This is a genomic window from Streptomyces sp. NPDC091292, from assembly GCF_044757265.1.
Lineage (GTDB): Bacteria > Actinomycetota > Actinomycetes > Streptomycetales > Streptomycetaceae > Streptomyces.
This window is the reverse complement of sequence record NZ_JBIVUQ010000029.1, coordinates 62,098-74,299: the sequence shown is the minus strand read 5'-3', so window position 1 is coordinate 74,299 and position 12,202 is coordinate 62,098. Positions and strand designations below refer to the sequence as shown.

Genomic DNA, 12,202 nt, shown 5'->3' with positions numbered 1-12,202 from the left:
CGGGTCTAAGCGGTCCGGGTGGTTGGTGACTGCTCGGAAGCATACGTGTGCTGGGGCGGACGCCAGTTCGCGATGTCGTCGAAGGTGCGCAGGACGACGCCGGGGCCGAAGAGCGAGGCGAGGGACATGAGGCCGGTGCGCAGGGCGACGGCCGGGCGGTTGGTGACGGTGCTCATCCGGGCGATCCGCGCGGCCTTGCGTACCACCGCCGTCGTACGGGGCACGCGGTCCGCCGAGTAGCCGGCGAGTGCGGTGGCCAGGTCGGCGGCGGGGGTGGCGTGGTGGGCGAGCACGACGGCGTCCTCGATGGCCTGGTTGCCGCCCTGTCCGAGGGTGGGCGCCATGGCGTGTGCCGCGTCGCCGATGAGGGCGGTCCTGCCCTGGTGGTAGGCAGGCAGCGGGGTCTCCATGTGGTGCACGTCGTTACGCAGGACGGGCCCGCCCTCGGCCGCCGCGATGATCGCCGGGATCGGGTGGTGCCAGTCGCCGAACCGGCGCAGCAGCTCGGGGTGCTCACCGTCGGGCGCGGGGTGCTTCGCGGGGAGCGCGGCGGCCCCGTACGCGTAGATGCGGCCGTCCTTGAGGGGCTGGGTGCCCCAGATGGCGCCGGGGCCCCAGGTCTCGTGCGGCTCGAACGGGCGGTCGGGGGCGGGGACGACGACGCGCCAGACGGTGAGGCCCGCGTAGACCGGGCCGGGGTGCTCGGGGAACAGGGTGCGCCGCACGGCGGAGTCGATCCCGTCGGCGCCGACGACGAGGTCGGCCTCCAGATCGCCGTCCGGTGTGCTGACGACGGCCCGCCGCCCGGCCGGGACGCCCGGGTCGGACACCTTCGCCGGGGAGCCGGTACGGATGACACCCGCCGGGAGCTGCGCGGCGATGCGGTCGATGAGGGTGGCGCGGTGGACGAGGACGAGGGGTCCGCCGAAGCGCTCGCGCGCCGCCGACGCGTCCATCCGCTGGATCCAGCGCCCGCGCGGGATGCGCATACCGCCGTCGCCCTGCCAGGCGGCCAGGTCGCGGATCTCGTCGCCGAGGCCGATGACGTCGAGGGCGCGCAGGGAGTTCGGCGCGAGGCCGATTCCGGCGCCGACCGGGTCCAGGGATGCGGCCCGTTCCAGGACGGTGACGTGCCAGCCGATCTGGTGCAGGGCGACGGCGGCGGTGAGACCGCCGATACCGCTTCCGACGACGACAGCGCGGGGCTCGGCCACGACTCCTCCTGGAACTACAGATGTAGTACGAGACATCTCGACCGTACTACACATGTAGTGACGGAGATAGATTGACCCCATGCCCGTACGCACCACCCCCTCCGGCGCCGAGCGCGCCACCCTGCTCGCCGATGCCGCACTCGCCCTGCTCGCCGAGCGCGGCATGCGGGGTCTCACGCATCGCGCCGTCGACGAGAAGGCCGGGCTGCCCCTGGGCTCCACGTCCAACCACGCCCGCACGCGCCTGGCGCTCCTTGAGGTGGCGGTGCGGCGGTTGGCCGAGCGTGAGTCGCAGGTGTTGAGCATGGACGAGATGCCGGATCCGGCGGGCGGGCTCGCCTCGCTCGTGGACGGCATGGCGCTCGCCCTGCACCGCTATCTCACGCGCCACCGTGAACTGCTCGTCTGCCGCTACGAGTTGGCCCTGGAGGCCACCCGCCGGCCGGAGCTGCGCGCCTTCTACGACGCGACGGGACAGCAGTTCCAGCAGCCCCTGCTCGCCCTGCTCACGGCCATGGGCTCCCCCGATCCGCAACGGCACACACTGTCGTTGGTGGCGTGGTGCGACGGGATGATGTTCCTGTGCGCGGCGGGGGCGTACCACGCGACGCAGCCGACGCTGGAGGAGTTGCGTACGGGGTTCCGGGAGCTGTTGGGCGGGATGCTGGGGGGCGAATGAGGTTGCGGTGCGGGGGCGGGCCTTGGTGCTGGACGGCCGGGGTCGTGGTGCGGGCGGCACATAATGGCTGGTCGACCGGTGGGGTGACGGGCAAGGATGCGGTCATGTCGAATTCCTCCCCTCTGCCGGGCGACGCGGTACCGGAACGCGCCGAGCCGCCCACCGCCGCCGGCGAACGCCCCCTGCTGGAGTCCTGGCTGGACTATCACCGCGCGACGCTCGCGATGAAGTGCGCGGGCCTGGACGACGAGCAGTTGCGCCGCGCGGCGGTCCCGCCGTCCGAGCTGTCCCTGATGGGGCTCGTACGGCACATGGCCGAGGTGGAGCGGATCTGGTTCCGCCTGACGCTGGCCGGCGAGGACGCGCCTCCGCTCTACTACAGCGAGGCGGACCCGGACGGCGAGTTCCACCTCACGGACGCGGACACCTGGGCCGATGCGTACGGGGTGTGGCAGCACGAGATCGAGCAGGCCAGGGAGCGGGCCGCACGGTTCGCCCTGGACGACCTCGCGTCTACGACCCGTAACGGCGAGTCCCACAACCTGCGCTGGATCTATGTGCACATGATCGAGGAGTACGCACGCCACAACGGCCACGCGGATCTCGTACGGGAGTTGGTGGACGGGACGACGGGCGACTGACCGCACGGCCGCCCGTGTCACTCGTCCGGGGCAACCTGAATTCGCCCGCCACCGACAGGGCCGCCGAAGCGCCAGAGTGGCGCGGGTGCATCGAGCGAAGACGACGGCGGTCCTGCTGGTCACGGTGGCGGTGTCGGCGGTTTCCGGCTGTGTGAGCGTGGAGGGAGCGGCACCCTGGTGCCTCCGCCCGTGACGTCCGTGCCCCCTGCGCCGCGCGCGGACACCGGTGGTGAACCGAGGATCGTGCAGGCCCCGGCGCGGGAGGCGCTGGAACGTGTGGGCCCTCCGGAGCGCGCCTCACCGAAGGCACCAGCCCCCGCCCCCGATCCGACGCCCCGGGCCCGGAACCCGGACGGCCCACCCCGACCCGACCGGCACGGCGCCACCGCCCCGACACGGCGACCCACGCACCCCGGCGGCGACAGCCGTTCAGGCGCCGGGAGCAGGGCAGGTACCGGTGCCACCGGTCCGAAGTCGGATGTGTGCGCGCTGGGGCGGGAGTACGGAGGTTGGAAGGCGGACAGCCCGGAGGCCCGTATCTGCCGGGAGACGTACGGGCGCCGCTGACGCGATCGGGAGCGCGCCGGGCTACGACTCCCGGCGCGGCGGGCCCACCGGTCCCTCGCCCGACGGGCCGGGGCCGGTTCCCTCGTCCAGCTGATGGGCGAGGCGCGCGAGGGCAGAGCGGACACCGTCGCCGTAGCCGTCGTCCCCGAGGGCGTCCAGCACGCCATATGCCTGCCGGAGATGGCTGCGGGCGTCGTCGGGCCGGTCGAGCTTCATGTAGTCGGCGGCGAGATTGAGATGCAGCGAGGGGTAGAAGCCGCGTACGGCGAGGGACTGGTGGTGCTGGGCCACCCGCCCGTCGGTGAGTTCCCCGGCGGCGGACAGGGCTCGGAGGTCCCAGGCCAGTTCGTCGGACGGATCGTCCTGGGTGTCGGCCATGTAGTGCGCGAGAGTGCAGCGGTGCAGGGGGTCCCCGTCCTCGCCGATGATCGCCCAGAGCGCGAGAAAACGGTCGCGGGCCTCCTCGCGGTCGCCCCCGTGATGCAGCATGACGGCTTGTCCGATGCGGGTCATCATGACGTCTTCCGCCGCCTGCTCCTGCTGCTCCGCCACCGCGTCCTCCACACTCGCGCACCGACCGCCGCTCATACGCCGATCGTCCAATGCGATCACGACGTTATAGGTCGGCACTGACAATCCGGCTCAGGCGCGGGGAGCCGCCCACCGGGCTGAGCCAGACGAGCCGGGGACGGGCGCCGCAGCAAGACAGACAGACCGGCTCCCCCCTCGCGCCCCCTCCCCCCCTACCCCCCGCTCCCCCGCCCCCTCCCCTCCCCCGCTCAGGTCAGCGCCAGCGCCAGCGCCCCGTCTTCGTCACCCCAAGTACGGGATGCGCCAATCGATCGGCTCGTGGCCCTGCTTGGCCACTGCCTCGTCGATCTGGGTGAAGGGGTGGGAGCCGAAGAACTTCTTCGCGGAGAGCGGGGACGGGTGCGCGCCCTTCACGACCACGTGCCGGTCCTCGTCGATGAGGGGGAGCTTCTTCTGCGCGTAGTTGCCCCAGAGGACGAACACGGCGGGGTCGGGCCGGTCGGCCACCGCGCGGATGACCGCGTCGGTGAACTTCTCCCACCCCTTCCCCTTGTGGGAGTTCGCCTCGCCGGCGCGGACGGTCAGCACCGCGTTCAGCAGGAGCACTCCCTGGGTGGCCCACGGCATCAGATAGCCGTTGTCCGGGATCGGGTGGCCCAGCTCTTCCTTCATCTCCTTGTAGATGTTGCGCAGCGACGGCGGCGTCTTCACGCCGGGCCGGACGGAGAAGCACAGTCCGTGCCCCTGGCCCTCACCGTGGTACGGGTCCTGGCCGAGGATCAGCACCTTCACCCGGTCGAACGGCGTCGCGTCCAGCGCGGCGAAGACCTCGTCACGCGGCGGGTAGACGGGACCCTGCGCCCGCTCCTCCTCGACGAAGTCGGCGAGTTCCTTGAAGTAGGGCTTCTGAAGCTCCTCGCCGAGAACGCCGCGCCAGGATTCGGGCAGCATGGCGGTGTCGGTCACGTCAACATCCTCCGGGGTACGGTCACTTCGCGGCCACCCGTCGGGACGGCCGCGTCCACTCCCCAGAACCTACCCGGAGCCACTGACAACGGGCCCCGGACCCGTGACCTGCCGGACCGGCCCGCGTCCTACCAGCTCGTCTTCCGGTCCAGCTCCCACATCATCATGATCGTGGAGGGGTCCAGGGCCCGTTCACCACCGGAGATGTCGTCGCTGGCCGCCACGTACTGCTTGCCCTGCCACAGCGGCAGCAGCCGGGCGTCGTCGACGAGGATCTTCTGCGCGCGCTGGAAGTCGCCGATCACGGCGGCGCGGTCGCTCTCCTGACGGGACTGCGGCAGCAGCTCCGCGGTGATTTCGCGCGCGGGGTAGGGCGTTCCGAGGGCGTTCTGCTCGCCGACGAACGGTGCGATGAAGTTCTCCGGGTCGGGGAAGTCGGGGAACCAGCCGCGCCCGAACACCGGGTACTCGCCCTTGCGGTACCCGGCCTCGTAGGTCTTCCACGGGCGGCTCTTCAAGGTGACGGTGAAGAGGCCCGACGCCTCCAACTGCCGCTTGATCTCGGCGAATTCGGGCGCCGTCGCGGAGCCGTACCGGTCGGTCGTGAACCACAGCTCCAGCGGTACGCGCTCCGTGATGCCGTCCTCGGCGAGGATGTCGCGGGCCTTGCTCGCGCTCGGGTTGCCGTAGCTGTCGAAGAACCCGGTCGTGTGTCCCGCGAGGCCGCTGGGGACCATCGAGTACAGCGGGTCGACGGTGTCCTTGTAGACCTTGTGGGCGATGGCGCTGCGGTCGATGACCTGCGCGATGGCCCTCCTGACGGAGAGCTTGTTCGCCCAGGGGTCCTTCGGGTTGAAGACCAGGTAGCTGATCTCCGTACCGGCGCCCTCGACGAGTTGGAGGCCGTCCTTGGAGTCGTTGCTCTGGAGGTCGACGATGTCCTCGGAGGACAGTCCCCGGAAGGTCACGTCGATCTTCTTGCTCTTGAGGGCGTCGACCATCGTGGTCGAGTCCTGGAAGTAGCGGATGGTGACGGCGTTGTTCTTGCGGTCGGCGTAGCCCTTGTAGTTCCCGTTCTTGACGAGTTCGGCGCGCTTGCCCTCGTCGTAGGACTTGAGCGAGTAGGGACCCGAGCCGGTGACCTTGCCGTCCTTGCGGAGGGCGTCCGCCGGGTAGTCGTCGGGGTCGACGATCGACATCGCGGGCGTGGCGAGCACGAACGGGAAGGTGGCGTCGGGCTTGTTGAGGTTGAAGACGACTTCCCGGTCGCCGCGCGCCTCGACACCGGCGAGGCTGCCGAGCAGCCCCTTGGGTCCGCCCGGCACGTCGATCTCCATGATGCGGTCGAAGGAGTGCTTGACGGCCTTGGCGTCGAGTTTGTCCCCGTTGGAGAACGTCAGGCCTTCGCGCAGGGTGCAGGCGTAGGTGCGGTTCGAGTCGTCGGAGAACTTGCACAGTTCGGCCGCGTCCGGCTCGGGTGCCGAGGCGCCTCTCGGATAGCTCAGGAGTGTCTGGAACACGTTGCGGAACAGCTCCCAGGAGCCGTCCCAGGAGGCCGCGGGATCGAGCGTGCTGGGCGCGCTCGTCGTCCCCACCGTGATGGTCTTGTCGTCCCCGGACGCCCCGTCGGACCAGGGGCCGCACCCGGCGAGCACGGATATCGACGCGATCGCCGTCATCTGCCGCACACATCGGAACCGGACGAACACGCGCACGCTCCTCGATCGGCCGAACCAGGGGGGTCGGGCGACCATATCGCAGCGCCCCGCCCGCTGAACCGCGTACGCGAACGGGGCACTTGATACGTGGAAAGGTCGTGTTTGACGTGTTCGCCGATCCTGGTGGGATGTGTCAGCCGACGCCCGCATTGAGGAAGATGCCACCGTCCACCACAAGTGTCTGACCGGTGATCCAGTCCGACTGGTCCGAGGTGAGGAATGCTGCGGCGCCGCCGATGTCCTCGGGCACGCCCAGGCGGCCGAGCGGGTACGCCGCCGCGGCCTCCTCCTCGCGGCCCTCGTACAGGGCCGCCGCGAACTTGGTCTTGACGACGGCGGGCGCGATGGCGTTGACGCGCACCCGCGGAGCGAACTCGTGCGCGAGCTGGAGGGTCAGATTGACCATGGCGGCCTTGCTCATGCCGTACGCGCCGATGAAGGGCGAGGCCGAGACACCGGCGAGAGAGGCGATGTTGACGATCGCGCCGCCGTTGTCCCTCTGCCACGCGCGCCACGTCTGCTGTGCGAAGCCGAGTGCCGAGATGACGTTGGTCTCGTACACCTTGCGGGCGACATTGAGGTCGAGGTCGGCCATCGGGCCGAACACGGGGTTCGTCCCGGCGTTGTTGACGAGGAAGTCGACCCGGCCGAACGCCTCCATCGCGCGCGCGACGGCGGCTGCCTGGTGGGCCTCGTCGTGGGCCTTGCCGGGGACGCCGATCGCCCGGTCCGCGCCGAGCTTCTCGACGGCCTCCTTGAGGGCGTCCTCGCCGCGTCCGGTGATGCACACCTTGTCGCCGCGTGCGACGAGCGCCTCCGCGATCCCGTACCCGATCCCGCGGCTGGCGCCGGTGACGAGGGCGACGCGTCCGCTGTCCTGAACGCTGTCGTGAACAGTCATGTGCCGTCCCGTCAGTTGAGGGGGCCGCCGGCCACGTACAGGACCTGCCCGGAGACGAACCCGGCGTCGTCGCCGGTGAAGAATGCGATGGCGTTGGCGATGTCGTCGGGCGTGCCGACGCGCTGTACGGGGATCATGGAGGCCGCGGCGGCCTTGAAGTCCTCGAAGCCCATGCCGACGCGGTCGGCGGTGGCCTTGGTCATCTCGGTGGCGATGAAGCCGGGGGCGACGGCGTTGGCGGTGACGCCGAACTTGCCGAGTTCCTTGGCGAGGGTCTTGGTGAAGCCCTGGAGTCCGGCCTTGGCGGCGGAGTAGTTGACCTGGCCGCGGTTGCCGAGCGCGGAGGACGACGACAGGTTGACGATCCGGCCGAACCCGGCGTCCACCATGTGCTTCTGACACGCCTTGGCCATCAGGAAGGCGCCGCGCAGGTGCACGCTCATGACGGTGTCCCACTCCGAGACGTCCATCTTGAACAGCAGGTTGTCGCGGAGCACGCCCGCGTTGTTCACGAGGACGGTGGGCGCGCCGAGTTCCTCGACGATCCGCGCGACGGCGGCCTCGACCTGCTCCTGGTCGGAGACGTCGCAGCCCACCGCGATGGCCCGGCCGCCCGCGGCCTTGATCTGCTCCACGGTGCCCTTGCAGGCGGACTCGTCGAGGTCGATCACGGCGACCGCGCGGCCTTCGGCGGCCAGTCGTACGGCGGTCGCGGCGCCGATGCCGCGCGCGGCACCGGTGACTACGGCGACACGCTGGTCAGTGCTGGACATGCTGGTTCTCCTCGCCCTCGGAAAGCCTGGACAGCTCGGTGAAGCGCCGGGATGCGGCTCCCACGGTACGCCCTCGGGTGAGCGACCGCTTAGTACCTTCGCCGCACGTGACGCTAGAAGCCCTGGCACCCGGTGTCAACGCCCCACCCTGCGGGTGTGATCGATTACCTCACCAGGAGGTCGAGCAGCCGATCGGCCTCGGCCTCCGGATCGGCGGTGAGTCCGGTGTGGACCGGGCCCGGCTGGACGATGGTCGAGCGCGGCGCGATCAGCCACCGGAAGCGCCGTCCCGCGTCGTCGCCCGCCGCCTGACCGGCGCTCGCACCGCCCGCGCAGACCCCGGCGACCGCGTGCAGGGCGGCCCGTACCCCGGGCAGGTCGACATCCGGGTCGAGTGCCGTGAGTCGGGCCTCGTCGAGGTGGGTTCGGGCGCCGACGTAGGAGCGGGCGCGGCAATAGACGACGACGCCCGCGTTGATCTGTTCGCCGCGCTCCACGCGCGGGACGACGCGCAGCAGCGCGTACTCGAAGACGTCACGGTCGCTCATCGTCCCTCGCCTTTGCTGCCGTCCGTGTCGTCCGTGTCGCCGGTGCCGCTTTTGTTGCCGTCGGCGAACGCATCGCCTTTGTTGCCGCCTACGAACGCGCCACCCGTGTCGTCGCCCGTGAACCATCCCGTCGGGCGGGCGGTGAGCGCGGTGTCGCGGGGGCCGAGGGTGATGCGTTCGTGGATCGTCCGCGCGCGTGGGAGCAGTGCCGCGACATACGCGCGGCGTACGGCGTCGGGGCTGTCGAACCCGGGCTCGTCCACGAGCCAGGGGTCGGGTACGTCGGCCGCCGCCTCGGTGAGCAGGTCCTCGGTGACGAGCGGCGCCAGTTCGGCGGCGGCGGTCGCGACGTCGGGGCCGAAGGGGGCGAGTGCGTGGTCGGACGCGTCGTACGGTTTGGCGGCGGAAGTCGTCGCGGTGGGCCAGTTGTGGTGCCAGATCATCGTCGCGCCGTGGTCGATGAGCCACAGATCGCCGTGCCAGACCAGCATGTTGGGGTTGCGCCAGGACCGGTCGACGTTGTTGACCAGGGCGTCGAACCAGACGACGCGTCCGGCCTCGACCGGGTCGACGGTGTAGGCGAGTGCGTCGAAGCCGAGCGCTCCGGACAGGAACGCGACGCCCAGGTTCGGCCCGCCGCTCGTCTTGAGCAACTCCTGCACCTCGGGGTCGGGTTCGCCGAGGCCGATCACGGGGTCCAGCAGGACGGTGACGAGGCGCGGCATACGCAGCCCGAGCCGGCGCGCCAGCTGACCGCAGATCACCTCGGCGACGAGGGTCTTGCGGCCCTGTCCCGCGCCGGTGAACTTCATGGCGTACGCGCCGAGGTCGTCGGCCTCGACGAGCCCAGGCAGCGAGCCACCCTCACGCAACGGCGTGATGTAGCGGACCGCGGTGACCTCGTTCAGCATGTGCTCAGGCCACCCCTTGTTTCCGGCCTCCGGCATGGAGTGTGCATAGTAACCGAGGGTGATCGCACGCGCAGAGTGCCCGAGCTACCGCGCCAAGGCCACGATCAGCAGCACCACGAGCACCCGCTCCACCCTCCCCATCGGCCCCGCAATCAACCACCGCCGGACCCTCCGGAACAGCCCACAGGCCGCTGAACATCCGCATACTCGGCGACCTCGTCGACAAATACAGACACGGCGACGAAAACAAACGCGCCGCATGAGTCGGAGTGACGACTTTTTGAGCGGCACAGGGTGCAACCGGGGAAAGGTATGACTATAGAAAGCGATAACTATTAACCCTGCCCACTGACGGTGATGCGGCTGTCACGCAGGGGCGCCACTCGATCGCCGCGCCCCACAACTTCCGCCCCTCCGGATTCATCAGAATCACGCTCGGGACCCTGGCCATCGCACACCCCGACCGCCTACTTCACAAGGCCCACAACGCGGCTACTCCGGGTGGTTCATTTAGCGGACCCGCCCTCATCACCATGCCGGGCACGCCCCCACGGGAGGGCGACACATAGCGACCGAGGACAGGACACCCCATGGCCGGAATGTGACGGTCCGAGGGGGGGAGCGGTCTTGCCCTCCCTATTTTTCAAGTATATATTCCTGAAGCGTCTTGCTCCCCAAAGCTCTTGCAAAGCAGCGAAACACGCTCAGCCGTTCTGTGCGCACTCCCCATCGCGTTTCCGCAGAAACTACGGAAACGACGTATCGCCGGACGAGGAGAGTTTATGGAGACCGCCATCGCTCAAGCCGTGGCTCGTGTCATCACCGATATGCACGCCAACTTCGGCGAAGAGCTGACGATTGACGACATGGCACAGACGGCAGGGTTCAGCAAGTTTCATTTCACCCGGGGATTCACGAATGTGACAGGAGTATCCCCAAGACGTTTTCTCCGGGCCATACGGTTTCAAGAGGCGAAACGTTTACTCGTGAACTCCGAGCTGAACATCGCCGAGATCAGCCATGCGGTCGGCTACAGCAGCGTCGGCACCTTCAGCTCCTGCTTCAAGTCGTGTACTGGAATTACTCCGTCCACCTACCGACAGCTTGCCGCGGCGCCGACCGGGAGTGCGGGCGAGAGTGAGGGTCCCCAGCGTCGTTCCGCCGGTACCGAGTTACCCACTCCGTTACGCGGCCAGGTCCTCACTCCCTCGGCGCGGCCGGCCGACTTTGTTTTCCTCGGTCTTTTCCCCACCTGCATTCCCCAGGGCCATCCGGTGCGCTGCGCGGTGCTCACCCGGCCGGGCGAATTCATACTTGAGGACGTGCCCCCTGGGACCTGGTACATGCTGGCGCGCTCCGTTTCCCACGGGGACGGCGACGGGCGCGGCGACACGCCCACCCTCGCCGTCGGTGTCCATGGGCCGATCACGGTGATCGCGGGCCGGTGCCCCGATCCCGCCGTCATACAACTCCGGCACCGCCGTGTGGACCGTGGCGCGAAGGGCCGGTCGACGGACGCTGACGCACCACCGTTCCGCTGCCGCGTCCTCAGGGCCGTCAGGGCGGACGAGACCGCTCCGGAAATGTTCTGCGCGGGTCATGGGCTGGCGAGTTGAGGCCGGTCCGGGGCTGATCCGAGCACAGGAAACGGCGCCGCACGGGGGCGGCGCTCCGGCCATGCCGGTCGGACCTGTGCCAGCTGCCGGCAGCCATGCCGGCTACGGGACTGGCGGCGCCTACGCGCGCCGCGGAGTTACCGACTGCGGGGCAAGACGGCGAAACCGCCCCTCGGAGAACACCAAGGCGTCCTGCTGCGCCTCCTGCCGCTCGAAGGCACGGACCGCGCCGAGGAAAATGGTGTGATCTCCGCCTTCGTAGTCGCGCCATCTCTCACATTCGAAATGTGCGAGAGCGCCGTCGATCAGCGGGGCGCCGGTACGGGCGCCGCGCGTCCAGCCGACGTTCTCGAATTGCTGCCGACCCAGGGGACGGGAATGGTCGGCGAAATGCCGGGCCACTGCCTCCTGGGAGGCGCTGAGCACCGAGACACCGAAGTGGCGTGCGGAACTCAGGGATTGATGCATGACCGCGTCGTGGTGCACGCAGACAAGCACCAGCGGCGGATCAAGTGAGACGGATGTGAAGGAGTTCGCCGTCATGCCGCGCGGAGTGGCGCCGCCCACCGTCACCACGGTGATGCCGGTGGCGAACGCCCCGAAAGCACCGCGTAACTCCTCGGCCTTCCTGTCATAAGGAGCCGGTGCCGGAAGAATACTCACGCGGCCCGTCCCCTTCGGGTCATGGCGGTCGCCGGAGCGTACGCTTCCAGTGCCTGGACCAGTGCTTCGGGGACCATGGTCGGAACCGTGGCGTTACTCGGACCGCGCATGCACGCGACCCGCTGCCTGCCGCGCGCGACCAGCTTCTCCGTCCCCTCGGTATCGAGTTTCACATAGTCGAAGCTGAACTCCAGCTGCGTCTGGACGAGTTCGGTCAATCGCATCCTGACGGACAGCTCGTCGAACGCGCTGATTTCGGCGAAGAATTCGCAGTCGACCTTCAGCGTGAACAACTTGAGGTCCGCGAGCACATCGGCGAGTACGTCCGGCGCATGGGTCTTGAGGAACATTTCGCGGCACCGTCCCTGCCACCGCAGATAGTTGACGTAGTAGACATTGCCGACGAGATTGGTTTCCTCGAAGCCGACGACATGCCGGTATTCGAAGTAGTCCGCCATGGTTCGCTCCCTGTTT

General features: G+C 69.2%; 13 protein-coding genes. 3 read left to right on the top strand and 10 right to left on the bottom strand.

Features of this window, described 5'->3' with window-relative positions; translation table 11 throughout:
* Window positions 1-5: 5 nt before the first annotated feature.
* Window positions 6-1,214 (bottom strand): FAD-dependent monooxygenase, encoded by a 1,209-nt coding sequence (locus ACIQNU_RS40155; RefSeq protein WP_401376517.1) that lies wholly within the window; start codon window positions 1,212-1,214, stop codon window positions 6-8.
* A gap of 79 nt (window positions 1,215-1,293) precedes the next feature.
* On the opposite strand from ACIQNU_RS40155, the gene ACIQNU_RS40150 reads away from it, so the two are divergent.
* Entirely contained in the window at window positions 1,294-1,893 is a 600-nt protein-coding gene (locus ACIQNU_RS40150) for a TetR/AcrR family transcriptional regulator (RefSeq protein WP_401376514.1), read from the top strand.
* A 104-nt stretch (window positions 1,894-1,997) separates the two neighbouring features.
* Window positions 1,998-2,534 (top strand): DinB family protein, encoded by a 537-nt coding sequence (locus ACIQNU_RS40145; RefSeq protein WP_401376511.1) that lies wholly within the window; start codon window positions 1,998-2,000, stop codon window positions 2,532-2,534.
* 588 nt (window positions 2,535-3,122) lie between these two features.
* Here the strand turns inward: ACIQNU_RS40145 and ACIQNU_RS40140 are convergent.
* The 7 genes from ACIQNU_RS40140 to ACIQNU_RS40110 all read right to left on the bottom strand — a co-directional run bounded on the left by ACIQNU_RS40140 (window position 3,123) and on the right by ACIQNU_RS40110 (window position 9,449).
* On the bottom strand, window positions 3,123-3,689 hold the full coding sequence (locus ACIQNU_RS40140; RefSeq protein WP_401376510.1) for a hypothetical protein: 567 nt from the start codon (window positions 3,687-3,689) through the stop codon (window positions 3,123-3,125).
* A gap of 225 nt (window positions 3,690-3,914) precedes the next feature.
* Entirely contained in the window at window positions 3,915-4,598 is a 684-nt protein-coding gene (ung, locus tag ACIQNU_RS40135; RefSeq protein WP_401376508.1) for a uracil-DNA glycosylase, read from the bottom strand.
* Window positions 4,599-4,726: 128 nt separating this feature from the next.
* On the bottom strand, window positions 4,727-6,352 hold the full coding sequence (locus tag ACIQNU_RS40130) for an ABC transporter substrate-binding protein (protein WP_401376506.1): 1,626 nt from the start codon (window positions 6,350-6,352) through the stop codon (window positions 4,727-4,729).
* Window positions 6,353-6,449: 97 nt separating this feature from the next.
* Window positions 6,450-7,217, bottom strand: a complete 768-nt coding sequence (locus ACIQNU_RS40125) for an SDR family oxidoreductase (protein ID WP_401376504.1) — start codon at window positions 7,215-7,217, stop codon at window positions 6,450-6,452.
* 11 nt (window positions 7,218-7,228) lie between these two features.
* Window positions 7,229-7,990 carry a 3-oxoacyl-ACP reductase FabG gene (fabG, locus tag ACIQNU_RS40120; protein WP_401376501.1) on the bottom strand — a complete coding sequence of 254 codons (762 nt, stop codon included), beginning with the start codon at window positions 7,988-7,990 and terminating at the stop codon, window positions 7,229-7,231.
* A gap of 164 nt (window positions 7,991-8,154) precedes the next feature.
* Window positions 8,155-8,538 carry a DUF3037 domain-containing protein gene (locus ACIQNU_RS40115; RefSeq protein ID WP_401376499.1) on the bottom strand — a complete coding sequence of 128 codons (384 nt, stop codon included), beginning with the start codon at window positions 8,536-8,538 and terminating at the stop codon, window positions 8,155-8,157.
* Window positions 8,535-9,449, bottom strand: coding sequence for a HipA family kinase (locus ACIQNU_RS40110; protein WP_401376573.1), 915 nt, complete (start codon window positions 9,447-9,449; stop codon window positions 8,535-8,537). The genes ACIQNU_RS40115 and ACIQNU_RS40110 overlap by 4 nt, the downstream gene beginning before the upstream one ends.
* 782 nt (window positions 9,450-10,231) lie before the next feature.
* On the opposite strand from ACIQNU_RS40110, the gene ACIQNU_RS40105 reads away from it, so the two are divergent.
* Window positions 10,232-11,065, top strand: coding sequence for a helix-turn-helix transcriptional regulator (locus ACIQNU_RS40105; protein ID WP_401376497.1), 834 nt, complete (start codon window positions 10,232-10,234; stop codon window positions 11,063-11,065).
* 120 nt (window positions 11,066-11,185) lie between these two features.
* On the opposite strand, the gene ACIQNU_RS40100 is transcribed toward ACIQNU_RS40105, so the two are convergent.
* Both ACIQNU_RS40100 and ACIQNU_RS40095 read right to left on the bottom strand, forming a co-directional pair.
* Window positions 11,186-11,728 carry a flavin reductase family protein gene (locus ACIQNU_RS40100; protein WP_401376494.1) on the bottom strand — a complete coding sequence of 181 codons (543 nt, stop codon included), beginning with the start codon at window positions 11,726-11,728 and terminating at the stop codon, window positions 11,186-11,188.
* Window positions 11,725-12,186: an acyl-CoA thioesterase gene (locus tag ACIQNU_RS40095; RefSeq protein ID WP_401376491.1), complete on the bottom strand. Its 462-nt coding sequence runs from the start codon at window positions 12,184-12,186 to the stop codon at window positions 11,725-11,727. The genes ACIQNU_RS40100 and ACIQNU_RS40095 overlap by 4 nt, the downstream gene beginning before the upstream one ends.
* Between the last annotated feature and the right edge of the window lie 16 nt (window positions 12,187-12,202).

Bases quoted from the DNA above. Each gene is read 5' to 3' on its own strand.
- ACIQNU_RS40110 (WP_401376573.1), bottom strand. From the start codon at position 9,449: ATGCTGAACGAGGTCACCGCGGTCCGCTACATCACGCCGTTGCGTGAG.
- ACIQNU_RS40115 (WP_401376499.1), bottom strand. From the start codon at position 8,538: ATGAGCGACCGTGACGTCTTCGAGTACGCGCTGCTGCGCGTCGTCCCG.
- ACIQNU_RS40145 (WP_401376511.1), top strand. From the start codon at position 1,998: ATGTCGAATTCCTCCCCTCTGCCGGGCGACGCGGTACCGGAACGCGCC.
- ACIQNU_RS40140 (WP_401376510.1), bottom strand. From the start codon at position 3,689: ATGAGCGGCGGTCGGTGCGCGAGTGTGGAGGACGCGGTGGCGGAGCAG.
- fabG (WP_401376501.1), bottom strand. From the start codon at position 7,990: ATGTCCAGCACTGACCAGCGTGTCGCCGTAGTCACCGGTGCCGCGCGC.
- ACIQNU_RS40105 (WP_401376497.1), top strand. From the start codon at position 10,232: ATGGAGACCGCCATCGCTCAAGCCGTGGCTCGTGTCATCACCGATATG.
- ACIQNU_RS40095 (WP_401376491.1), bottom strand. From the start codon at position 12,186: ATGGCGGACTACTTCGAATACCGGCATGTCGTCGGCTTCGAGGAAACC.
- ACIQNU_RS40150 (WP_401376514.1), top strand. From the start codon at position 1,294: ATGCCCGTACGCACCACCCCCTCCGGCGCCGAGCGCGCCACCCTGCTC.
- ACIQNU_RS40125 (WP_401376504.1), bottom strand. From the start codon at position 7,217: ATGACTGTTCACGACAGCGTTCAGGACAGCGGACGCGTCGCCCTCGTC.
- ACIQNU_RS40130 (WP_401376506.1), bottom strand. From the start codon at position 6,352: ATGGTCGCCCGACCCCCCTGGTTCGGCCGATCGAGGAGCGTGCGCGTG.